This window comes from Micromonospora sp. NPDC005707, assembly GCF_040631005.1.
GTDB lineage: Bacteria > Actinomycetota > Actinomycetes > Mycobacteriales > Micromonosporaceae > Micromonospora.
Genome location: NZ_JBEXYR010000008.1, coordinates 389157 through 410859, shown reverse-complemented (window position 1 = coordinate 410859; position 21703 = coordinate 389157). Strand labels below are relative to the sequence as shown.

Below are 21703 nucleotides of genomic sequence, written 5' to 3'. Positions count from 1 at the left end.
TATCCGCATGACGACGACGACCGCCACCGACCCCGCCGTGCTGCGGGCACTGCTCGACCGGGTACGCGCCGGCCGCGAGTTCGGCCCCAACGTGTACTCGACGCTGGACGTGCTCCAGGTGCTCTACGACCGGGTGCTCCGGATCACCCCGGAGACCGTGGACGACCCGGACCGCGACCGCTTCCTGCTCTCCAAGGGGCACGCGGTCGCCGGCTACTACGCGCTGCTCGCCGCCCGGGGCTTCGTTCCGGTGGCCTGGCTGGACGGCCAGGGCGACCCGGAGAGCCGGCTCGGCGACCACCCGGACCGGCTGCTGGTGCCCGGGGTGGAGATCGGCTCGGGGTCGCTCGGCCACGGCCTCGGCCTGGGCGTGGGCACCGCGCTGGGGCTGCGGGCCCAGGGCCGCACCGGCCCCCGGGTGTACGTGCTGCTCGGTGACGCCGAGCTGGACGAGGGCTCGAACCACGAGGCGATCGCGTACGCGGGCGCCAGCGGCCTCGGCAACCTGACGGCGATCGTGCTGGACAACCGGTCGGCGAGCCACGGCTGGCCGGGCGGCGCGGCGAGCCGGTTCACCGTCAACGGGTGGACCGCCGCGACCGTCGACGGCCGGGACCACGAGGCGCTGCACACCGCCCTGACCGGGCACGACCACCACCGGCCGCACGTCGTCGTCGCGGTCGTCACCGACGGGGAGTGGGCATGACCATGCGCGAGACCTTCGTGACCGCGGCCGAGGAGGTGCTGGCCGACCCCCGTACCACGGTCGTGCTCGCCGACATCTCGGCCGCCGCGTTCGCCCCGGCCGCCGCGCGCTACCCGGGCCGGGTCGTCAACGTCGGCATCCGGGAGCAGTTGATGGTGGGCGTTGCCGGTGGGCTGGCGCTGGCCGGGCAGCGGCCGATCGTGCACAGCTACGCGCCGTTCCTCGTGGAGCGGGCGTACGAGCAGATCAAGCTGGATCTCGACCACCAGGGGGTCGGTGCGGTGCTGGTCAGCGTCGGCGCGTCGTACGACCGGGCGGCGGCGGGGCGGACCCATCTCGCCCCGGCCGACGTGACGTTGATCGACACCTTGAACGACTGGACGGTGCACGTGCCCGGCCACCCGGACGAGGTGCGGGGGCTGCTGCGCGACGCCGTGTGCGGGCGGGGCTCGGCCTACCTGCGGCTGTCCACGCAGACCAACGCCCGGGCGTACCCCGAGGCGGGTGACCTGCGGGTGATGCGGGACGCCGGGCCGGGCGCGCCGCTGCTGGTGGCGGTCGGGCCGGTGCTGGACGCGGCCCTCGCGGCGGTGGCCGACCGGCCGGTCACGGTGGCCTGGACCCACCGGCCGCGCCCGTTCGACACGGCCGGGCTGCGGGCGCTCGCCGGCACCGAGGTGATCCTGGTGGAGCCGTACCTGGCGGGCACCTCGGCCCGGGTGGTGGGCGCGGCGCTGGCGGACCGGCCGCACCGGCTGCTGACCCTCGGGGTGGGGCGGTCGGACCTGCGCCGCTACGGCACTCCCGAGGACCACGACCGCTGGCACGGCCTGGACGCGGCCGGCCTGCGCCGCTCGGTCGACGCGTTCCTCACCCCGGCCCGGGCCGCCGCCTGACCGAGGAAACGACGGGACCCCGCCTCACCGGCCTGGGCCGGGGGTGCGGGGTCCGTGTCGTGCGGGGGCGTCAGCGGGCGGCGGCGCCGACCGGGCGGCGCCGGGCGCGCTCGCGGGCCAGGATCCAGATCGCCTCGACGCCGTCCTTCCAGGTGATCTTCTTGCCCTCCTCGCGGCCCCGGGCGCGGTAGCTGATCGGGACCTCGTAGGGGCGGATGCGCTGGCGGAGCAGCTTGCCGGTGACCTCGGCCTCCATGCCGAAGCCGCGCGAGCGGACCTGCAGCGAGCGGTAGAGCTCCAGCGGCATCAGCTTGAAGCAGGTCTCCAGGTCGCCGATGTACGAGTTGTAGAGCACGTTGGCGGCGAGCGTCACGCCCTTGTTGCCCATCACGTACCAGAAGCTGTAGGAGCTGTGGCTGCCGAAGGTGCGGTTGCCGTAGACCACGGTGGCCCGCCCGTCGAGCACCGGCTCGAGCAACCGCGGGATGTCCTGCGGGTCGTACTCGAGGTCGGCGTCGAGGATGACCATGTACTCACCCTCAGCGTTGTCGACGGCGGTCTTGATGGCGGCGCCCTTGCCGGCGTTGCGCTGGTGGGTGATCACCCGTAGGCGGGCGTCGTCCACCCGGCCGAGCACCTCGCCCGTGCCGTCGCGGCTGCCGTCGTCCACGACGACGAGTTCGATCTCGCACGGGTAGTCCACCGCCAGTGCCTGCTTGAGGGCATCCGCGATGCGTTCTTCCTCGTTGTAGACCGGCATGAGGATCGAGAGCTTCACGGGGGTTCTCCACGGTGGCGACGGCAAGTCGGGCCTAGCCTAACCCGGCTGCTCGCCGAGGTCACCACAGCCTGCCCCCGGCCTGGCCGGACACCCCGGCGCCGCGCGCCCGATCTGCCGGACAAGTGCCCTTCCGCACCCGGCCGCAACGTTTCCGAGACGCATTCACATCCTGCGACGCGGCGGTTACCTTCTGGTAACTCAATCGACACCCCGCGATTGAGGCGAAAGGAGTGCGTCGATGTCTGGTACCCCCACCAGGCGCGCACGGACGACCCGACGCCGCAGCCTGGCTGTCCTGTCCGCCGCCGCCCTCGCCCTGCCGATGCTGGTCGGACCGGCCGCCACCGCGGCCGCCGCCGACCGGCCCGCCGTCCAGCCGCTCCCCGCCGCGCTGGAGACCGTCCGCGCCGCCGAGGCCACCGCCCTCTACGGCTCCCCCGACATCCGGCCGCTCGACCAGCGGCGCACCGCCCTGATCACGATGGGCGACAGCGAGATCTCCGGTGAGGGCGTCGGCAACTACGTGCCCGGCACCCACACCGACGGAAACTGGTGCGACCGCTCCTACGACCAGGCGGTCTTCCGCACCGGCATCCCGGCCGACCAGAAATACAACCTGGCCTGCTCGGGGGCGACCCCGTGGAACCTGATCGCCGGCGGCCCGACCCAGCACAACGAGCTGAACCAGGGCGACCAGTTGGCGATCAAGGCGCGCAACACGCACGTCCGGCTCATCTGGGTGGTGGTCGGCGCGAACGGCGACGGCACCATCCAGTTCGGGCCGGTGGCCACCGACTGCGCGATCCGCCGGGTCTTCTTCCAGGGCGCGTGCTGGCCCACCTACACCGACCAGTGGACCATCCGCACCGACGGCAGCCGCCTCGCGGTCGAGGCCGCCCTGAACTCGATCCGGCAGACCATGACCGCCGCCGGCTACCTGCGCTCCGACTACGAACTGGTCCTCATGTCGTACCCGAGCCCGGGTAGCCCGGACGTGGAGGACAACCCGAACTTCCCCGGCTGGTACTCGGGCGGCTGCCTGCTCTACCTGGCCGACATGGCGTTCGCGCGCAACAAGGCGGTGCCGATGTTCGAGTCGGCGCTGCGGGCCGCCGCCGCCAACACCGGCACCCGCTACCTGGACGCCAGCCGGCTCTTCCACGGCCACGAGGTGTGCACCGACAACACCTCGGTCCGCGGCCTCTACATCGAGGTCGGGATCTGGGACGAGAACGCGGCCCGGCAGTCGTTCCACCCCAACTACCGCGGGCACGGCATGTTCGCCCAGTGCGTCACCCAGTTCTGGAACGCGGGCGCCCAGCGGGCCACCTGCGTCGACCCGGCCAGCACCGGGCAGGGCGTGCTGGTCGACGGGCTGCTGGAGTTCCGGCACCTGCGCAACGCGGCCACCGGGACCTGTGTGGACGGTAAGGGCTACGACTCCCGCAACGGCACGGTCCAGCAGTCGTACGCCTGTCACGGCGGCCGCAACCAGGGCTTCTGGTACGACCCGGCCCGGCAGTCGCTGCACTCCGAGCTGTCCCACGACCGCTGCCTGGACGTGAGCGGCGGCAGCCTCACCGCCAACACCGCGGTCAACATCTACGACTGCCACGGCGGGGCCAACCAGAAGTTCGTCTTCGCCGGCAACCAGCTCAAGCCGGCCGGCGCGACCAACCTCTGCGTCGCCTTCGACAACCCCTGGCTCACCACTCCGCGGCTGCGGCTGGCGACCTGCTCGTCGAGCACCCGCCAGCAGTGGTCCTTCGAGTCCCGGTCCTTCGCGAACCCGGTCGGCTACGGCCACGACGACTTCATCGGGTCGCGGGTCTACTGAGGAACGGCACCGGGGCCGGCGCGTGGCGCCGGCCCCGGTGCTCCCGCCTCACTTCTGCTTGAGCGGGACCACGATCAGCCGGGCCACCCCGTTGTCGCCGTCCTTCGCGCCGGCCACGCCGACCGTCGTGCCGACCTTGATGTCGCTGGACTGTACGGTGGTGCGCCGCTCGACCACCCGGAGCTTCTCGTCGAAGGTCCACGTCATCGAGAAGCCGTCGGTCGACTTCACGGTCATCGACTTCGCGTCGATCGCGGTCACCTGGCCGCGCTGCACCGCGACGGTCTTCGTCCCGCCGTCCTTGGTCTGCACCACGACCTCGCCGTGCAGGGTGTTCTTCCGCAGCAGCACCCGGGCGCGGTGCCGCTTGCGCCACTCCTGCGCCCGCTCGCCCCGCTTGCCCTGCGGGCCGGCCTGCTCGCCGGGCGCGCCGGAGGCCGAGGGCGCCGGGGCGGCGACCGGGTCGACGTCCAGGTCGCCGGCGTCGACGCCGAGCGCGGCCAGCGCCTGGCCGTCCGCGCCGAGGGCGGCGGCCACCTCGACGGCGGTCTCCTTGGCCGAGTCCTGGGCGACCTGGGCCGGGCCGCATCCGGCGAGCCCGAGCGCGGCCGCCGCGAGCAGCGCGGTGACGCCGGTGACGATTCCCTGACGTGCCATCAGTGTTCCTCTCGTCCGTGGTGCCGTCAGCCTCCCCCGCGTGCGCGAGCGGATGGTCAGGCCGATGTTCGGGTCAGGTAAGGATCGCCGGGCAGCCGGACCGAGAAGGCCGCGCCGCCCTCCGGGGCGTGCCCGGCCGTGATGTCGCCGCCGAGCCGCCGGACCAGCCCGGCGGCGAGCGCCAGTCCCAGGCCGCTGCCCACCTTGCGGACCCCCCGGTACCGCTGGTGCAGCGCCCCGCGCTCGAACGCCACCGCCAGGTCGTCGTCGGTGAAGCCGGGTCCGCCGTCCCGGACCTCGACGAGGCCGCCCGCCGCCGGGTCCGCGCCGGCCGGCCGGACCGCGAGCACCACGGGCGCCCCCGGGGGTACGACCCGCAGCGCGTTCTCCAGCAGCCCGTCCACCACCTGCCGGATCCGCCCCGGATCCGTGTACGCGGGCACCGGCCCGTCCGGCGCCTCCACCCGGAACGGCACGCCGACCGCCGCGCACCGGTCGGACCAGGTGCGGGCCGCGTCGGCGGCGAGCCGGGTCAGGTCGACCGGCCCGGGTTCCAGGGGGAAGTCGGCGGCCTCCAGCCGGGCCAGCGCCAGCAGGTCGCTGACCAGCCGGTCCAGGTGCTCGGCCTCGGCGAGCACGGTCCGGCCGGTGGCCGGCACCCCGTCGGCGTCGATCACCCCGTCGGCCAGCGCCTCGGCGTAGCCGCGGATGGCGGTGAGCGGGGTGCGCAGCTCGTGCGAGACGGAGAGCAGGAACTCGCGCTGCCGTCCCTCGCTGGTGGCCAGCGCGGCGGCCAGCCCGTTCAGCGCGTACGCCAGGTCGGCGACCTCGTCGGGCGGTTCGACCGGCACCCGGACCGCCCGGTCCCCGGCGCGCAGCCGCGCGGCGGCGGTGGCCGCGCTCCGGATCGGCCGGGCCAGCCGGCGGGCCAGCAGCAGGCCGGCGGCCACCCCGGCGGCGAGCCCGGCGAGCATCGGCAGCCAGAGGCTGAGCAGCACCTGCCGCCATGGCCCGTTCCGGGTCGGCCGGGCCAGCACGACACCGTCCCCGCCGGGCAGCGCGCGCCCCTCGACCAGGGCCCGTTCGCCGCCGACCAGCCGGCGGCCGGAGACGTCCCGGCCGGCCGCCACCCGCTTCACCACCTGCGGGGGCAGGCCGGCGTGGTCGGCCTGACCGGCCCGGATCAGGTACACCTGGATCTGCTGCTGGCGGAGCTGGCGGATGAGCCGGTCCCCGGCATTGTCTCGCTGGCGCACCGCGCGGACCCGGAGCACGTCGGCGGCGAGCCGGGCCTGGGCGGCCAGGGCCTCCTGGTCGCGCCGCTCCGCCCCGCGCACCGCGAGGGGCACCGCGACCAGCGCGGTGACCAGCACCGACACCAGCGCCACCGCGCAGGTGACCAGCACCGCGCGGGCGGTCAGGGTGTGCGCGAACCGCCGCCGGGGCGGTGCCGGCGGCCCGGACCCGATGACCGGCAGCGCGACCGTGGGCTGTTCAGGCATCGGCCGCGTACCCGACGCCGCGGTGGGTGCGGATGACGCTGGCCGGGCCGAGCTTGGCCCGGACCTGCGCCACGTGCACGTCGACGGTCCGGGTGCCGGCGTGTGCCGCGTACCCCCAGACGCCGGCCAGCAGCTCCTCCCGGGTGAAGACCCGGCCGGGCCGGGCCATCAGGTGGGCGAGCAGGTCGAACTCGGTGGAGGTGAGCTGCACCGGGGCGCCGGCGGCGATGACCGTGCGGCGGGCCGGGTCGAGGGTGACGGCGCCGATCACCCGGGGCTGCTCGGCCGTGGCGGGCGCGCCGGCGGTGCGGCGCAGCACGGCCCGGACCCGGGCGACCAGCTCGCGCGGGCTGAACGGCTTGGTCACGTAGTCGTCGGCGCCCAGCTCCAGGCCGACGATCCGGTCCACCTCGTCGTCGCGGGCGGTGAGGAAGATGACCGGCGTCCAGTCGCCGGCCTCGCGCAGCCGCCGGCACACCTCGGTGCCGGCCAGGCCGGGCAGCGCGATGTCGAGCACGCAGGCCACCGGGCGCAGCCGCCGCGCGGCGGCCAGCCCGGCCGTCCCGTCCCGTTCCAGGTGTACGCCGAACCCGTCCCGGGTCAGGTAGAGCCGGACCAGGTCGGCGATGGCCGGCTCGTCCTCCACCACGAGGACGAGCCCGCGCGGCGCGGCGTCGGCGGTCACCGGCCCATGATTACCGACCGGGGGCCGGTCGGGCGGCCGGCGGAATGTTCGGGTTCGGTAAGGAGCCGGTCAGCGGACCGTCGCGGGACGCAGCACGGCCGTGCGGGTGGCGGCCGGCGGCTGGCCGATGGTGGCGACCAGCCGCTCCGCGGGCGTCCGGAGCCGGGTCCGGAAGGCGTGGTTGAGCAGGGTGTCGAGCTGCCACACCTGCTTCGGGTGGTGGGTCCGGATGAGGAACCGCTCCCGGACCCCGTCGATGGCGGTAGCCGCCAGCTCCACGCTGTGCGACCGCGGGTCGGGGCTCCAGGTGACGTTGCTCAGCTCGCGCAGCTCGGTGTTGAGGTGCAGGCGCAGTCGGTGCAGCACCCGGGTCTGCTGGGTGACCACCAGGCGGCGGTGGGTGAGCAGCATGAGGTAGTCGCCGCCGATCGGGTGGTCCGGACGGCTGCAGCGGGTGACCAGGATGGTCGCGTCGCCCGAGCCGACGCACCGGCGGAAGACCGGCATGTGCCGGCTGACGGTCTGGGTCGCCAGGCCGGTCTCGGCGGCGGCCGGAAGGAACGTTCGCGAGAACACGTCCATGCAAGATGCAACGAGCAGGCGAGCAGGGGTGATATGGGTCACTCCCGATTTCTGGAACTTCCACCCGTGCAAATCGCACCGCCGGTGCGACATCCGCTCCGGCCCCCGCGGCTCCCGTCAGGCCGGCGGGGCGGCGAACACCTCGCCGAGCCAGCCGGGAACCGCGGCCGCGTACTCGGCCCGGGCCGGGTCGGGCGTGGCCAGCGCCCGCCGCCAGGACAGCGACCGGCTCACCGTGGCGACCGTCATGGCCAGGCCGGCGGCCTCCCGCAGGGCGGCCCGGTCGTGCCGGTCGGTCCACGCCTCCAGGTAGGCGTCCCGCAACCGGCCCAGCATCGGGTCGCCCGGCGGCAGCCCGGCGCCGTGCGCTACCGAGTTGAGCGTCACCAGCAGGGTGGCGAACGGGTGGGCCACCGAGGCGTCCCCCCAGTCGAAGAAGCGGTAGCCGGCGTCGGTGACGAAGACGTTCCCGTCGTGCAGGTCGTCGTGCTGGACGCTGGCCGGGACGCCGAACTCCGCCAGCCGCCGGCAGGTCGCCGCGAACTCCGGCCGGTACGCGCGCAGCCGCGCGTGCAGCTCCGGGGTCAGCCCGTTCGGCTCGCCGAGCAGCAGGGCGTCGGAGTCATCGAGCAGCCCGTCGAGGAGCTCCGGCATCAGCTCCGGCCGGTGATCGGGCACCCCGGCGGCGAGCAGCCGGTCGACCCGCGGCGCGACCGCGATCTGCACCGCCGCGTACGCGGGCAGCACCCGCTCCCAGCGCGTCAGGTCTCCGGCGAGCACGTCGCGCAGGCTCGGGCCACCGTCGGGCAGCAGCGACCAGCCGCGCGCGGCGTCCACGGCGAGCGGGTCGAGCACCGCCCCCGGGGCGAGCCGGGCCAGCTCGGCCAGGAGCGCCGCCTCGAAGCGGGTGCCCGGGTTGTTGGCCTTGAACCAGACCGGGCCGGCGTCGGTGGGCACCCGCCAGACCAGCGACCACGGGCGCACCCGGGGCTCCACCGGGCCGGCCGCCCGGCGGCCGTGCCGGCCCAGCGCGTCAGCGATCCAGGCCAGCGCAGCGTCCCGCCACAGCGGATCGGACCAGTCGGGTGTCGTCACGGTCGGAACGCTAGGCGCTGCCCCCGACAGCGGCCAGCGATTTCAGAGCAGCTCGACGATGGTGGCGTTGGCCATGCCGCCGCCCTCGCACATGGTCTGCAGGCCGTAACGGATCCCGTTGTCCCGCATGTGCTGGAGCATCGTGGTCATGATCCGGGCGCCGGACCCGCCGAGCGGGTGGCCGAGCGCGATCGCCCCGCCGCGCGGGTTCAGCCGCTCCGGGTCCGCCTCGGTCTCCGCCAGCCAGGCCAGCGGCACCGGGGCGAACGCCTCGTTCACCTCGTACACCCCGATCTCCTCGATGCCCAGCCCCGCGCGACGCAGCGCCTTCGCGGTGGCCGGGATGGGGGCGGTGAGCATGGTGACCGGGTCGTCGGCGGCGACCACGGCGGTGTGCACCCGGGCCAGCGGCCGCAGGCCGTGCCGGCTGGCCCACTCGCTCGTGGTGACCGCGAGCGCCGCGGCCCCGTCGGAGATCTGCGACGCGGACCCGGCGGTGACGACGCCGTCGGCCCTGAACGGGGTGGGCAGCTCACCGAGCTTGGCGAGCGACGTGTCCCGCCGGATGCCCTCGTCGGCGGTGAACTTGCCGCCGTCGGCCAGCGCCACCGGGGCCAGCTCCGGGTCGAATGCCCCGGCGTCCTGCGCGGCGGCCGCCTTCTCGTGGCTGGCGAGGGCGAACTCGTCGAGCTGGGTGCGCGAGAAGCGCCACCGCTGGGCGATCAGCTCGGCCCCGACGCCCTGGTTGAACGGGAGGGGGCTGTCCTCGGCGACGCCCTCGACGCCGCGGTAGCGCTCCAGGATCGCGGCGCTGAACGGCATCCCGCCCGCCACGCTGGAGCCCATCGGCACCCGGGTCATCGACTCGACGCCACCGGCGACCACCAGGTCGGCCTGGCCGGACAGGACGGTGGCGGCGGCGAAGTGCAGCGCCTGCTGGCTGGACCCGCACTGCCGGTCGAGCGTGGTGCCGGGGACCGACTCGGGCCAGCCGGCGGCCAGGACGGCGTTGCGCGCCACGTTCCACGACTGCTCGCCGACCTGCGACACGCAGCCCCAGACCACGTCGTCGACCTGCTCGGGGTCGATGCCGGTCCGCTCGGCGAGGGCCCGCAGCACGTGCGCCGAGAGGTCGACCGGGTGGACGCCGGCGAGGCTGCCCTTGCGCCGCCCGACCGGGGTCCGTACCGCACCGACGATGACCGCGTCACTCATGTCTACTCCCCGGTAACCTGGCTTGCCCCGATCCTACGTGCTGACCCGGCCGGTCGTCCTCCCCCCGGTTCCGGGCCCGCCCGGCTGGCATGCTGGGGCGGTGACTCCCCAGTCGTCCCCGGCCCGCCAGTGGCGGGTGTCGCCCGTGCTGCCGGCGGTCAAGGCGCTCGGCGCGCTCGTCCTGGTCGCTCTCGGCCTGCTCTTCGCCGCCGAGGACCGGGTCCAGCTGGTGCTCGCCGCGCTGGCCGCCGCCGCGCTGCTCGGCTGGGCGCTGCGCGACCTGGTCGCGCCGGTCCGGCTGGCCGCCGACGGGGAGGGGATCACCGTGATCCACGGCTACGCCGGCCGGCGGCGGCTGCCCTGGGCGGCCGTGGAGGCGGTCCGGGTGGAACGGCGTACCCGGCGCGGGCTCACCGCCGAGACGCTGGAGATCGACGCGGGCGAGTCGCTGCACCTGTTCGGCCGCTACGACCTGGACGCGCCGCCCGAGGAGGTCGCCGCCGCCCTGGAGGCCGCCCGCGCCGCCGCGCGCTGAGCCCGCCGCCGGCTGAGCCCGCCGCGCCCGGTCAGCCGGTCAGCGCGGCCGTGCGGACGAGGACCATTCCGAGCAGCGCCACCAGCAGGATCGCCCCGCCGGCCACCTGGAAGGCGGTGCGCCGCATCCGCGGGGCGTACGCCAGGACCAGGGCCATCAGCGCGCCGACCACCAGGCCGCCGAGGTGCCCGGCCACCGAGATGCCCGGCACGGTGAACGTGAAGATCAGGTTGATCACCAGGATCGGCACGATGGCCGAGGTGTCCCGGCCCAGCCGGCGCATGATCACGAAGATCGCGGCGAAGAGGCCGAAGATGGCCGTCGACGCCCCGACCGCGGGCTGGTTGGGGGCGCTGAACAGGTAGACCGCGACGTTGCCGCCGAGCCCGGCGATCAGGTAGAGCGCCAGGAACCGCAGCGGGCCGAGCACCGCCTCCAGGGTCCGGCCGAGCACCCAGAGCGCCCACATGTTGAGCAGCAGGTGCACCACGCCGTAGTGCAGGAACATCGCGGTGACCAGCCGGTACCACTCACCGGCGGCGACGCCGTGCGGCTCGCCGAAGGCGGCATACGGGGCGTAGCCCAGCACCGCGCCCCAGTTGGTCAGCGGCGTCGAGCCGCCCATGAGGCCGCCGAAGCCGGACCCGCCGGCGGCGGCGTCCCCACCCCGGTCGGAGGCGATGGAAAGGACCATCACCAACACGTTCAGCGCGATCAGGGTCTTGGTGACGTAGCCCTGGCGGCCGGCGGCACCGCCCCCGAAGGCGGTACGCGCCGGCCGCACACTGCGGCGTCCCTCGCTGACGCACTCCGGGCACTGGTGGCCCACGGAGGCGTCCCGCATGCACTCCGGGCAGATCGGCCGGTCACAGCGGGTGCACCGGACGTACGTCTCCCGATCGGGGTGCCGGTAGCAGACCGGAGTGGTCGGCGCCGGCCCGCCGGTGGCGTCGCCTGCCTGCCCGGAGCGCTCAGTCATGCGAGCAAAGGTACCCGCGTCGCGCTCAGGCCGGCTTGCGCTCGATCTCGACGCGCTCGATGACCACGTCCTGGAGCGGCCGGTCGCTCGGGCCGGTCGGGGTGTTCGCGATCGAGTCGACGACCTTCGCCGACTGCTCGTCCGCGACCTGGCCGAAGATGGTGTGCCGGTTGTTCAGGTGCGGCGTCGGGCCCACCGTGATGAAGAACTGGGAGCCGTTGGTGCCCGGCCCCGCGTTCGCCATCGCCAGCAGGTACGGCCGGTCGAAGCGCAGCTCCGGGTGGAACTCGTCGCCGAACTTGTAGCCCGGGCCACCGCGACCGGTGCCGGTCGGGTCACCCATCTGGACCATGAAGCCGCTGATCACGCGGTGCGAGATGGTGCCGTCGTAGTACGGCCCGCTGCCCGGCTGGCCGGTGCGCGGGTCGATGTACTCCCGGGTGCCCTCGGCCAGCTCCACGAAGTTGCGGACGGTCTTCGGCGCGTGGTTCGGGAAGAGCTCCAACCGGATCGGGCCAGCGTTGGTGTGCAAGGTGGCGTAGACAGCCTCGGCCACGGGTACTCCTCACTCGTTGGTCAGTTCCATGCGGATCCTCCCATGTGCCCGATCTGGTCATGCGGAGGCATCCGAAGGTGGAGGATGACGGAGGAACAACTCCCAGGAGGTGGGACCGTGTTTGGAATCGGGCGGCGCAAGACCCAGGGGCAGCTCGCGAAGGTCGAGCTGAACCAGGGCATCGGTCACCTGAGGCAGGCCGCCGCGCACGCGGCGAAGGGTGCCGGCGCCACGGTCGGCCCGCGCGTCCAGGCAGCCCGGGGCGCCGTCGCGCCCACCGCGATCGTCGTCCGGGACCGGGCGTCGAGCGGCGTCGCGTCGACGGTCGCCGCACTCGCGCCGCTGCTCATGGCGATGCGCAACGCCCAGGCCGAGGCCGCCGGCAAGGCCCTGACCGGCCGGAAGGCCGCCGCCGCCAAGCAGGCCGCGACGAGCAAGAAGGTGAAGGCGAAGAACATGAAGGCCGCGAAGAAGAAGCAGAAGAGGTCCCGCGGCATGACGACCGGCCTGCTGGTCGCCGGGACCGTCGCCGGCCTGGCCGGCGCGATGGCCATGCGCCGCCGCCGCGAGCAGCAGGAATGGGCCGAGTACGACCCGACCGGCAAGCTGGAGCCGATGCGGGAGGACGTGGACACGATCGTGGTGGAGACCCCCGACGCGACCGCGAAGGTCACCCAGGCCGGGCCGACCGGCGCCGGCAGCTCGGCGGTGGCCGGCAGCGGCAGCGCCTCGACCGCCACGTCGAGCAGCCAGCCGGTGATCCAGCCGACCGACAAGGTCCCCTCGGTCGCCGAGGGCGCCAAGGACGTCTCCGGCCGCCCGGCGGACGACGTCACCAAGGCCACGCAGAACGGCCGGAGCACCGCCAAGTCCAGCGGTCGCCGCTGACCCGACGGTCACGGACAGCGCCGGCGTGCGGGGATGACCCCGCGCGGCCGGCGCTTCCGTCTGCCGGTCAGAGCCAGCCGTTGCGGCGGAACAGCCGGTAGAGCGTGAACGACGAGATCAGCATCAGCGCCCACACGCCCGGGTAGCCGTAGGTCCAGCCCAGCTCCGGCATGTTCTTGAAGTTCATGCCGTAGATGCCCGCGATGGCGGTCCACACCGCACCGATGGCGGCCCAGGCCGCGATCTTGCGCATGTCGTTGTTCTGGTCGACGGTGACCTGGGCCAGCCGCGCCTGGAGGATCGAGTTGAGCAGGTCGTCGTAGGAGTTCACCTGCTCGACGGTGCGGCTCAGGTGGTCCTGCACGTCCCGGAAGTAACGCCGCACCTCCTGTGGCACCTCCCGGTTGACCTGCGAGGTGAGGGTGAGCAGCGGCCGCTGCAACGGCACCACGGCCCGCTTGAACTCCACCAGCTCCCGCTTCATCTGGTAGATCCGCTGGATCCGGCCGCTGCTCTGCCGGTCGAAGACGTCCGCCTCCAGCACGTCGAGGTCGTCCTCCAGCCGGTCGGCCACCTCCAGGTAGAGGTCCACCACCCGGTCGGTGACCGCGTACGCGACGGCCCACGGGCCGTGCAGCAGCAGGTCCCGCTTCGCCTCCAGGTCGGCCCGGACCGGCGACAGCCGGCAGGCGTCCCCGTGCCGGACGCTGATCAGGAAGTTCGGCCCGATGAAGAGCATCACCTGGCCGGTCTCCACCACCTCGGAGTTCTCGGTCAGCTCGGTGTGCTCGCAGTAGCGTGCGGTGCGCAGCACCAGGAAGGCCACGTCGCCGAAGCGCTCCAGCTTCGGGCGTTGCTGGGCCTTGACCGCGTCCTCGACGGCCAGCTCGTGCAGGCCGAAGGTGGCCGCGATCGCGGTCATCTCGTCCAGCTCCGGTTCGTGCAGGCCGAGCCAGACGAACCCGTTCCGCTCCTGGCGGGCGGCGGTCAGGGCGTCGGCGTAGGTCCACTCGCCGGGCCGGCGCTCGCCGTCGACGTAGAGACCGCAGTCGACGATCCCGCTCCGGTCCCGGTCGGCCGGCAGCGTCGTACGCGGGGAGCCGTCGGCGTTGAGGATGCGGGACATGGCACGTACCGGCGCCGCCCAGGCCCGTGGTCTGGGCGCCCGGTCGCTGTTCTGCGCGGCGTCGCGGTCGCGTGCCACCCGGTCCGTCATCTCGCCCCCTCTCCACGAAGCTGCGGCTTGCAGGTTACGCCGGTCGGGACGAGGCGCAGCGCGGCCGAGCACGGGGCGGGCGGCCGGACTGCGATCCGCGTCACGCCCGGTCGAGAGAGCGGTGACGGCGCCGGGCGGGCCGGCCGCGTCAGGGGGGTGAGGGGCGACACGGCCCACCCGGCACCCATTGGGGGCGGGAGTTGTGCTGTGCGCGCCGACGGCCCGGACGGGGCAGCCCGTGGCTCCCCGGTCGGCGGACCGGTCACCGAGGAAAGGTGAGCGGCGCTCGCAGCATTGTGGGTCGCCGACCGGCCCAGCGGGAGAGCCGGACCGGTCGGTATCGCCTTTCTGTCGGAAACCCGACAGACAGCTAGCCTCGGACGGCCGCCATCGCCTCGGCGAGCCGCCGGACGCCCTCGTCGATCCGGTCGGCCGTCACCGCGGAGAAGGCCAGCCGCAGCGCGTGCCGGCCACCGTCGATCATGAAGTCGCTGCCCTTGACCACCGCGACGCCGCGCTCCGCCGCCGCCGGGGCGAGCCGGTCGACCTCCACGTCCTCGGGGAGCTCGATCCAGAGGAAGTAACCGCCGTCCGGCTCCACGAACCGGGCCTCGGGGATGTGCCGGCGCAGCGACTCGGCCAGCACCTCGGCGCGCTCGCCGAGCGCCGTCCGCACCGTCTGGATCGACCGGTCGATCTCGCCGGAGACGCAGAACTGGTGCACGATGGCCTCGGAGACCATGCCCGGCGAGATGTAGAGGTTCGTGGCCCGCTTGGCGATCTTCGCGATCACGTCGGCCGGACCCACCAGGTAGCCGACCCGGACGCCCGGGCAGACCGTCTTGGTGAAGCTGGAGGCGTGCACCACCACGCCCCGCGTGTCCATCGACAGCATCGAGGGCAGCGGCTCACCCCGGAACCGGATGTCCGCGTACGGGTCGTCCTCGAAGATCGTGAAGTCGTACTCGGCCGCCAGGTCGAGCAGCTCGCGACGCTTCTCCAGGGAGAGGGTCACACCGGCCGGGTTCTGGTAGTTCGGGATGACGTGGGCCAGCCGCGGCCGGACCCCCGACTCCAGCAGCTTGCGCAGCTCGGCGGTGTCCAGGCCGTCCGGCTGGATCGTCACGCCGTGGATCTCGCTGCCCATCTGCTGGAGGTTGAGCAGCGTCCGGTCGTACGTCGGGCGCTCGACCACCACCGCGTCGCCCCGGCGGACCAGGTGGTCGAAGAGGAACGCGTCGGCCTGGAGCGAGCCGTTGGTGATCAGTACCTGGTCGGCCTCGACGCCGTGCTTCTCCGCGATCCACTTCCGCAGGGGCGGGTAACCGACGGAGGTGCCGTACGCCGTGATCCCGGCGGGGTCGGCGTCGAAGGCGCGGACGGCGGCGGCCTTGAGCCCCTCGACATCGATGATGTCCAGCGAGGGAGCCCCACGGGCGAAGGAGATCAGCTGCTCGGCGGTCATGCGCACGAGCCTAGGGCCTGGCCCGCCGGGTCCGACCGCCATACACGCGAAGTTCAACATGCGGGCGGCCGCTCCGTCCACCAGGGCCGACGCGGATTCGAAACGATTTCACGGCTGTCTACCATCCGACCGGAAGCTGGCGCCGGGACCACCGGCCGCCGAAGGATTGCGGGTCGCGGCAGGCCCGGGGAGACAGGTGGTGAGGCTCGTGACCGAGGACGACGCCGGACGGCTCGACGACCAGCAGTTCGCGCAGTGGCTGGCCGGCCGGGCGGGCGAGGCGCTCACCGCCCTGCGGGACCGGCAGGGCTTCGCCGACCCGAAGGCGCTCAAGGACGCCGGCGACCGCGCGTCGCACGAGCTCATGACCGCCGCGCTGGCCCGCTGGCGGCCCGCCGACGCGGTGCTCTCCGAGGAGGAGGCCGACTCGCGCCGGGCCTGGGCGGACGGCGAGCGGGCGCCCCGGCACGACGCCGACCGGGTCTGGATCATCGACCCGCTGGACGGCACCCGGGAGTTCTCCGAGGCCGGGCGGGACGACTGGGCGGTGCACGTGGCGCTCTGGCAGCGCTCGGCCGCGCCCGACGGCGCCCTGGTCGCCGGTGCCGTGGGCATGCCGGCCCGGACCACGGTGGACGGTGACCAGCTGATCCTCGGCACCGCCTGCCCGACCCCGAAGGCGGTCGACGGGCCGATCCGGATCGCGGTGAGCCGCAGCCGCCCACCGGCGTTCGTCGGCGAGCTGGTCGAGCTGCTCGGCGCGCAGGCCGTGCCGATGGGTTCCGCCGGGGTCAAGGTTTGCGCCGTGGTGACCGGCGAGGTCGACGCGTACGTCCACGCGGGCGGCCAGTACGAGTGGGACAGCGCCGCCCCGGTGGCGGTGGCCCTGGGCGCCGGGATGCACGCGTCCCGGGTCGACGGGTCGCCGCTGCGCTACAACCGGGCCGACCCGCGCCTGCCGGATCTGCTGGTCTGCCGCCCCGAGCTGGCCGACCGGCTGCTCGACGCGATCGCCCGCACCGGGGTCGAGATGCCCGCTTCAACCGTCACCGACACCCCGGGTGGGGCGTTCGGCTGAGTGTTGCGGTACGCACGGCTCAGGTGACCGGAGGATATCGTCGGTCGGAATGCACGTCCGACCTGAGCCCCGAGAGACGGGCCACCGCCAGCCAGGGAGGGTCATGCCGGCCGAGCGAGACCAGCACAACGCCTTCGGACAGCCGACCGGCCTCTGGCCGGGGCAGGACGTCCCGCGCCAGCAGGGCGCGCCGGGCCTGCCCTGGCCAGAGGCCGCGCCGCCGGTGCCACCGGCCGAGGCCCGATCCGGCCTGCCCTGGCCGGAGACCGGGCCGGACGCCGGCCACGCCGACCCCCGGTGGGCCGGCGCCGACCGGGGACCCGCCTGGCCGGCGCGGCAGGCCGCCCCGGCTGGACATCCCGACGCCGACCCGGCACCTCAGGCGGCGGACGCCGACTGGCCGCCACACGGCGGGGAGCACGACTGGCCCCCGCGCGGCGGGGAGCACGACTGGCCGCCACCGGGCGGGGAGCACGACTGGCCGCCACAGGGTGTGGACACCGATCGGGCCGGGCACGGCGGCTGGGGGCCGCCGCCCGCCGGGACCGGCCTGGAGGCCGGGTGGGCCGAGGGCGCGCCGGCCACCACGGCCACCCCGCCCGGGCCGCCCCCGGAGGGCGCCTGGACCGGGCCGGGCGCCGGTGGCGCCGACCAGCCGCCACCGCCGCCGGTCGCGCCGACCCCGACGCCGCCCGGGGGTTCCCGCCGGCGCTGGCGGGTCGCCCTCGCCGCGGCCCTCGTGCTCGCCGTCGCGGGCGGCGGCGTCGCCGTGGCGACCCTCCGCCCCGACGAGACCCGGCAGGCCGGCGAGGCGCCGCGGACCGGCGGGCCGGCGCAGTCGGCCGGCCCGAGCGGCGCGGCAACGCCCGGCGCCGCCACCCCGAGCGCCGAACAGGGCCTCGGCGGCAAGCCAGCCGTGTCGCCGTCGACCTCCGCCGGCACCACACCGGGCTTCGCCGGCACCCGGCTGACCCTCCCGGGCGCGTCGATCGGCGTGCAGAACGGGGAGAGCTTCGGCCAGGCGCTCAGCCGCTCCGACCGCACCTTCGGCAAGCTGCGGATGGCCCGCGTGTTCTTCCCCGGGCTGCCGCCGGCCTGGAACGGCAGCCGGGCCGACGTCGTGGACCGGACCGTGGTCGTCTCCTTCAAGGCCTCGCCGCAGGACATCAACTCCGGCAAGTACGACTCGCGGCTCGCCTCCTGGTTCGCCTCGATCCCGCGCGAGCACAACGTGTACTGGTCCTACTTCCACGAGCCCGAGGACGACGTCGAGCGCGGCGCGTTCACCACGGCGGCGTACCGGACGGCGTGGAAGCGGGTCGCCGGGCTGGCGAACCGGGCCGGCAACCCCAAGCTGATCAACACGCTGATCCTGATGTGCTGGACGCTCGACCCGAAGTCCGGGCGCAGCTTCGACGCCTTCTACCCCGGCGGCGACGTGATCGAGACCCTCGGTTGGGACTGCTACAACTGGGGCGCCAAGTGGAAGCGGTACGCCTCGCCGCAGGAGATCTACGGCGAGATGATCAGCAAGTCCAAGGCGCTGGGCAAGCCCTGGGGCGTCGCCGAGACCGGCAGTGACCTGGTGCCGGGCGACTCGGGCAGCGGGCGGGCGACCTGGATCCGCTCGATGACCGGCTTCCTCAACGGCCAGCGGCCGGAGTTCGTGGCCTACTACAACCAGGTGGTCAGCCAGGGCGACTTCCGGCTGCTCGACCAGCCGAGCATCCAGGCGTGGAAGTCCTTCTGCGTGGCCTGACCCCGTGCGGGGAAACGGGCGGGCGACCGGCTGGTCGCCCGCCCGTTCCGCGTACGGCTCAGATGCCCCGGCCGCGCTTGTGCAGGGTGCGCAGCACCCGGTCGGCCTGCACGGCCCGGCTCGCCACCGCCAGCGCCAGGTAGGCGCGCGGCTCCCGGGGGTTGCGGGCGAGGGTGCGCCGGGCCCAGCGCACAGCGTCCCGCCGGTTGCCCATGGCCGCCTGGGCGAAGGCGATCTGGCCGGCCACCCGCGCCTCGCCGTGCGGCACCGTGGCGAACTCCGGGTAGCGGCGCAGCAGCCACTGCAACGCGGTCGAGATGGTCTCCCAGCGCTGCGCGAAGTACGAGCGCTTGTGCCAGCGAACCAGCACGTAGGGGCTCTCGACGTTGACCAGCGGCGCGTACCGGGCGGCCCGGAGCAGGAACTCGTAGTCCTCGGCGTAGCTGCCCGGGATCTGCTCGTCGACCAGCCCGATCGCATCGAGCAGGGCGGCCCGGCGGATCAGGAACGTGGACGGGTGCAGCTCGGTGAGCCGGTCGCGGAGCAGCGCCTCCAGCGACACCCGGGACCGATCCAGCGACCGGTCCACCGTGCGGTCGTCGTAGCTGACCCGGATGCCGCAGCTGACCAGCGCGCCGTCCGGGTGCACGTCGAGCGCGCCGAGCTGGGCGGCGAGCTTGCCCGGCAGCCACTCGTCGTCGTCGTCGCAGAACGCGACGAGGTCGCCGGTGGCCGCCTCGATGCCGGTGTTGCGCGCCCCCGCCAGCCCCGGGCTGCGGGTGTTGGTGATGACCCGGACCCGCCGGTCGCCCCGGTCCAGCTCCAGCGAGCGGTCCGGCTCGGACTGGTCGTAGACCACGACGGCCTCGATCAGGCCGGGATGCGCCTGGCTGAGGATCGCGTCGAGTGCCGCGCGCAGCAGCTCCGGACGGTCCCGCGTCGGTACGACGACCGAGATGCTCGGCCCACTCATGCTTTCTCCACGGACTCGTCGGAACCCCGCTGGCCCAGGTAGCCGTAGCGGACTCGGAAGGGCAGCGTGGCCAGGCTGACCACGGCCCGGCTGCGGCGCGGCAGGCGATCCCGCCACGCCTCGTCCCGCCGCACGGTCAACGGCCCGCCGCTGAACCGCAGCGGGTTGCCGGCGACGCTGTGCGCCCGGAACGGGGCGGCGGGGGGCGACGGCTCCAGGTCGGGGTGCGGCGACGGACGCGCCGAGCTGGACTCGTCGGAGGTGAGGATGCGCAGCGCCTCGGGGTCGTCCGGCAGGCCGGCGAACTCGCGCAGCCGGCGGACCGTGCCGGCCGGGTCGGCGGTGAAGTCCTCGTAGCGCAGCCGGAGCACCTGCGCCCGGGCGGCGAGCAGGTGGAACGCGGCGTTCTGCGCGGTCCACAGCTTGCTCACCTCGAACGGCGAGAAGGTCGGCATGAAGTCCTCGCCGTCGACCACCTCCGGCCGGCGCACCTGCTTGCCCCAGGAGTACGCCACCGCCCGGCTGTCCCGGACCAGGTGCAGCACCCGCAGGTCGAGCCCCTCCGCCCAGCGCAGCGCGAAGGCGAGCGAGGCGTGCTTGCTGGAGTCGACCACCACCCGGGCGCCGGTCGCCGCGAGGGCGGCCCGGTAGATGCGGGTGTAGAGGTCGGCGTAGCGGCGGACATCGGCGAGCTGCTCGGCGGAGAGCGAGTTCTTGGCCAGCCGGGGAATGTGCCGGGTCCGGTCGACCCGGTCCTTGAGGGCCAGCACGTCGTCCCGGTCGACGGCGGACCAGCCGCCGAAGGCCTGCTCACCCACCTGCTGCCAGAACGGGCAGGCGGTGAAGCGCTCGCCGCAGCCGCACCGCTCGTCGGCGCCGAGCGCCCGCTCCCAGAGGTGCACGACCTCACCGACCGCGCAGACGTCGGCGCTCTGCGCGAGCAGCAGCTCCAGCAGCGTCGAGCCGCTGCGGCCGAGGCCGCCGACGAAGAGGACGCGGGGCTCGGCCGGCTCCGGGGCGCTCACCGGCGCCGCCCGCCGGCGCGCTGGTGCACCCGGCGGGCCACCAGGCCGTCGATCACCGCGCCCACCCGGGCCACCGCCTCGGCGCGCGGATCGGGCCGGTCCGGGTCCGCGGCCAGGACGAACCGGGCCGGGTCGGCGAGGCCCTCGTCGAGGGCGGCGACCAGCGCGGCCTCGGACTCGCACAGGTGGACCATGCCGGCCGCGCCCAGCCGCCGGGAGAACAGCTGCTGGTGGTTGTCGACGTGCTCGTCGTGGGCCGGGTCGCGGGGGACCACGATCGGCAGGTGGCCGGTGCGCCGGGCCTCGGTGATGGTGGCCGGGCCGCCGTGGCTCACCACGAGCGTCGCCTCGGCCATCGCCCGCTGGAGTTCCTCGTGGCCGAGGAACGGGGTGGCCTCGGGCAGCGCCGGTGGGCGGCTGTGGCCGTACTGGAGGACGAGCCGGACGCCGGGCCGGCCGGCGTGCCACCGCTCCAGCCAGCCCACCAGCCGGTCGAACCGGTGCACGTCGGTGCCGACGACGACCAGCACGTACGGCGCCGTCCGCCCGTCACGCTGCCGGGGCAACTGGGCGCTCACAGCACCACCTTCGTTCGCGACTGCGGGGCTCGCAGAACCGGCTCACTCCTCGCGCTCACAGGAGATTCCCCACGACGGTCGCCTCCGGGTACATGCGGCGCTGCTCCTCCCACTGCACGAGCATCGCGGAGAGGAAGGGGCGGCAGAGCCGGGCGGTCAGCGTCGCGCTGTCGATCCGGTCGTAGACCTCGATGTAGACCGTCGGGATCCGGCGCAGCCGGGCCGCGACCACGAACGGCAGGGCGACCCCGGCGCCGGTGGTGACCACGGCGTCGACCCGGCGCCGGCGGATCACCTTCAGCGCCAGGAAGGCGTTGCGGACCAGGTTCCGGACGTTCCGGGTGGTGGGGTGGTGGGCCCAGACCACGTCCTCGCCGTCGAGCAGCGAGCGCGCGTCCGGGGTGTCGAAGGTGACCCACGCCCGACGCCGCTCCCGGTACCACGGCTCCAGCGCCAGGAGCTGGGCCAGATGCCCGCCACTGGAGCCGACCAGCAGGACCTGCCCCGAGTCGTCGATTGACCCGCTCACCAGAATGTTCCTCCCCGTACGCCGCGACCACGTCCGGATTTTCGTGAATGACCCTCGGACGCGTCATGACAACCTACTGGCGCAGGGGTGGACAACTGAAGGGGCCGTTGGACGGATCCCCACCGGCCGGTCGGGTCACCCCGGGATTCCCGTGAACGGGATCCGG

22 protein-coding genes are annotated in these 21703 nt (G+C 74.2%); 7 read left to right on the top strand and 15 right to left on the bottom strand.

The genetic code is table 11. The features are described 5' to 3' along the window. The first annotated feature begins 7 nt into the window (after positions 1-7). Together ABZ452_RS19360 and ABZ452_RS19355 are read left to right on the top strand one after the other, a co-directional pair. The gene (locus tag ABZ452_RS19360; protein WP_357944482.1) at positions 8-706 is read left to right on the top strand and encodes a transketolase; all 699 of its coding nucleotides are present in this window, start codon (positions 8-10) and stop codon (positions 704-706) included. 2 nt (positions 707-708) lie between these two features. Beyond that, entirely contained in the window at positions 709-1602 is an 894-nt protein-coding gene (locus tag ABZ452_RS19355; protein WP_357944615.1) for a transketolase, read from the top strand. Between the two features lie 70 nt (positions 1603-1672). On the opposite strand, the gene ABZ452_RS19350 is transcribed toward ABZ452_RS19355, so the two are convergent. Further along, on the bottom strand, positions 1673-2380 hold the full coding sequence (locus ABZ452_RS19350; protein WP_357944479.1) for a glycosyltransferase family 2 protein: 708 nt from the start codon (positions 2378-2380) through the stop codon (positions 1673-1675). 241 nt (positions 2381-2621) lie between these two features. Between ABZ452_RS19350 and ABZ452_RS19345 the strand changes: the two genes are divergently transcribed. Continuing rightward, positions 2622-4220, top strand: coding sequence for a ricin-type beta-trefoil lectin domain protein (locus ABZ452_RS19345; RefSeq protein ID WP_357944477.1), 1599 nt, complete (start codon positions 2622-2624; stop codon positions 4218-4220). 48 nt (positions 4221-4268) lie between these two features. Here ABZ452_RS19345 and ABZ452_RS19340 read toward each other — a convergent pair whose 3' ends face one another. From ABZ452_RS19340 to ABZ452_RS19315, 6 genes are all read right to left on the bottom strand, one after another. Then, the gene (locus ABZ452_RS19340) at positions 4269-4877 is read right to left on the bottom strand and encodes a hypothetical protein (RefSeq protein WP_357944474.1); all 609 of its coding nucleotides are present in this window, start codon (positions 4875-4877) and stop codon (positions 4269-4271) included. 56 nt (positions 4878-4933) lie between these two features. Then, the gene (locus tag ABZ452_RS19335) at positions 4934-6379 is read right to left on the bottom strand and encodes a HAMP domain-containing sensor histidine kinase (RefSeq protein WP_357944471.1); all 1446 of its coding nucleotides are present in this window, start codon (positions 6377-6379) and stop codon (positions 4934-4936) included. Then, complete coding sequence (locus ABZ452_RS19330) at positions 6372-7064, bottom strand: response regulator transcription factor (protein WP_357944468.1); 693 nt, start codon at positions 7062-7064, stop codon at positions 6372-6374. Before ABZ452_RS19330 ends, ABZ452_RS19335 begins: the two co-directional genes overlap by 8 nt. A gap of 69 nt (positions 7065-7133) precedes the next feature. Beyond that, positions 7134-7646, bottom strand: coding sequence for a hypothetical protein (locus tag ABZ452_RS19325; RefSeq protein WP_357944466.1), 513 nt, complete (start codon positions 7644-7646; stop codon positions 7134-7136). Positions 7647-7763: 117 nt separating this feature from the next. Beyond that, positions 7764-8741, bottom strand: coding sequence for a phosphotransferase (locus tag ABZ452_RS19320; RefSeq protein ID WP_357944463.1), 978 nt, complete (start codon positions 8739-8741; stop codon positions 7764-7766). Positions 8742-8783: 42 nt separating this feature from the next. Beyond that, positions 8784-9956, bottom strand: a complete 1173-nt coding sequence (locus tag ABZ452_RS19315) for an acetyl-CoA C-acyltransferase (RefSeq protein ID WP_357944460.1) — start codon at positions 9954-9956, stop codon at positions 8784-8786. A gap of 100 nt (positions 9957-10056) precedes the next feature. On the opposite strand from ABZ452_RS19315, the gene ABZ452_RS19310 reads away from it, so the two are divergent. Further along, complete coding sequence (locus tag ABZ452_RS19310; protein WP_357944458.1) at positions 10057-10491, top strand: PH domain-containing protein; 435 nt, start codon at positions 10057-10059, stop codon at positions 10489-10491. 31 nt (positions 10492-10522) lie between these two features. Here the strand turns inward: ABZ452_RS19310 and ABZ452_RS19305 are convergent, their stop codons facing one another. Both ABZ452_RS19305 and ABZ452_RS19300 read right to left on the bottom strand, forming a co-directional pair. Further along, the gene (locus tag ABZ452_RS19305; RefSeq protein WP_357944456.1) at positions 10523-11470 is read right to left on the bottom strand and encodes a rhomboid family intramembrane serine protease; all 948 of its coding nucleotides are present in this window, start codon (positions 11468-11470) and stop codon (positions 10523-10525) included. Positions 11471-11495: 25 nt separating this feature from the next. Next, positions 11496-12026, bottom strand: a complete 531-nt coding sequence (locus ABZ452_RS19300; RefSeq protein WP_151465136.1) for a peptidylprolyl isomerase — start codon at positions 12024-12026, stop codon at positions 11496-11498. Positions 12027-12110: 84 nt separating this feature from the next. Here ABZ452_RS19300 and ABZ452_RS19295 point away from each other — a divergent pair, with 84 nt between their 5' ends. Beyond that, entirely contained in the window at positions 12111-12914 is an 804-nt protein-coding gene (locus tag ABZ452_RS19295) for a hypothetical protein (protein WP_357944453.1), read from the top strand. A gap of 67 nt (positions 12915-12981) precedes the next feature. On the opposite strand, the gene corA is transcribed toward ABZ452_RS19295, so the two are convergent. Together corA and ABZ452_RS19285 are read right to left on the bottom strand one after the other, a co-directional pair. Next, positions 12982-14130 carry a magnesium/cobalt transporter CorA gene (corA, locus tag ABZ452_RS19290; protein WP_357944450.1) on the bottom strand — a complete coding sequence of 383 codons (1149 nt, stop codon included), beginning with the start codon at positions 14128-14130 and terminating at the stop codon, positions 12982-12984. A gap of 370 nt (positions 14131-14500) precedes the next feature. Beyond that, the gene (locus ABZ452_RS19285; protein ID WP_357944448.1) at positions 14501-15595 is read right to left on the bottom strand and encodes a PLP-dependent aminotransferase family protein; all 1095 of its coding nucleotides are present in this window, start codon (positions 15593-15595) and stop codon (positions 14501-14503) included. Between the two features lie 199 nt (positions 15596-15794). Between ABZ452_RS19285 and ABZ452_RS19280 the strand changes: the two genes are divergently transcribed. Both ABZ452_RS19280 and ABZ452_RS19275 read left to right on the top strand, forming a co-directional pair. Next, complete coding sequence (locus ABZ452_RS19280; protein ID WP_357944445.1) at positions 15795-16673, top strand: 3'(2'),5'-bisphosphate nucleotidase CysQ; 879 nt, start codon at positions 15795-15797, stop codon at positions 16671-16673. 103 nt (positions 16674-16776) lie between these two features. After that, positions 16777-18432, top strand: a complete 1656-nt coding sequence (locus ABZ452_RS19275; RefSeq protein ID WP_357944442.1) for a hypothetical protein — start codon at positions 16777-16779, stop codon at positions 18430-18432. 58 nt (positions 18433-18490) lie between these two features. Here ABZ452_RS19275 and ABZ452_RS19270 read toward each other — a convergent pair whose 3' ends face one another. From ABZ452_RS19270 to ABZ452_RS19255, 4 genes are read right to left on the bottom strand one after another with little or no spacing between them, the layout of a single operon-like run. Next, on the bottom strand, positions 18491-19405 hold the full coding sequence (locus tag ABZ452_RS19270) for a glycosyltransferase family 2 protein (RefSeq protein ID WP_355636656.1): 915 nt from the start codon (positions 19403-19405) through the stop codon (positions 18491-18493). Next, on the bottom strand, positions 19402-20430 hold the full coding sequence (locus ABZ452_RS19265) for a sulfotransferase (RefSeq protein WP_357944439.1): 1029 nt from the start codon (positions 20428-20430) through the stop codon (positions 19402-19404). Before ABZ452_RS19265 ends, ABZ452_RS19270 begins: the two co-directional genes overlap by 4 nt. Then, positions 20427-21008, bottom strand: coding sequence for a glycosyltransferase (locus tag ABZ452_RS19260; protein WP_357944437.1), 582 nt, complete (start codon positions 21006-21008; stop codon positions 20427-20429). Before ABZ452_RS19260 ends, ABZ452_RS19265 begins: the two co-directional genes overlap by 4 nt. A gap of 55 nt (positions 21009-21063) precedes the next feature. After that, positions 21064-21540, bottom strand: a complete 477-nt coding sequence (locus ABZ452_RS19255; RefSeq protein WP_091265599.1) for a UDP-N-acetylglucosamine--LPS N-acetylglucosamine transferase — start codon at positions 21538-21540, stop codon at positions 21064-21066. Between the last annotated feature and the right edge of the window lie 163 nt (positions 21541-21703).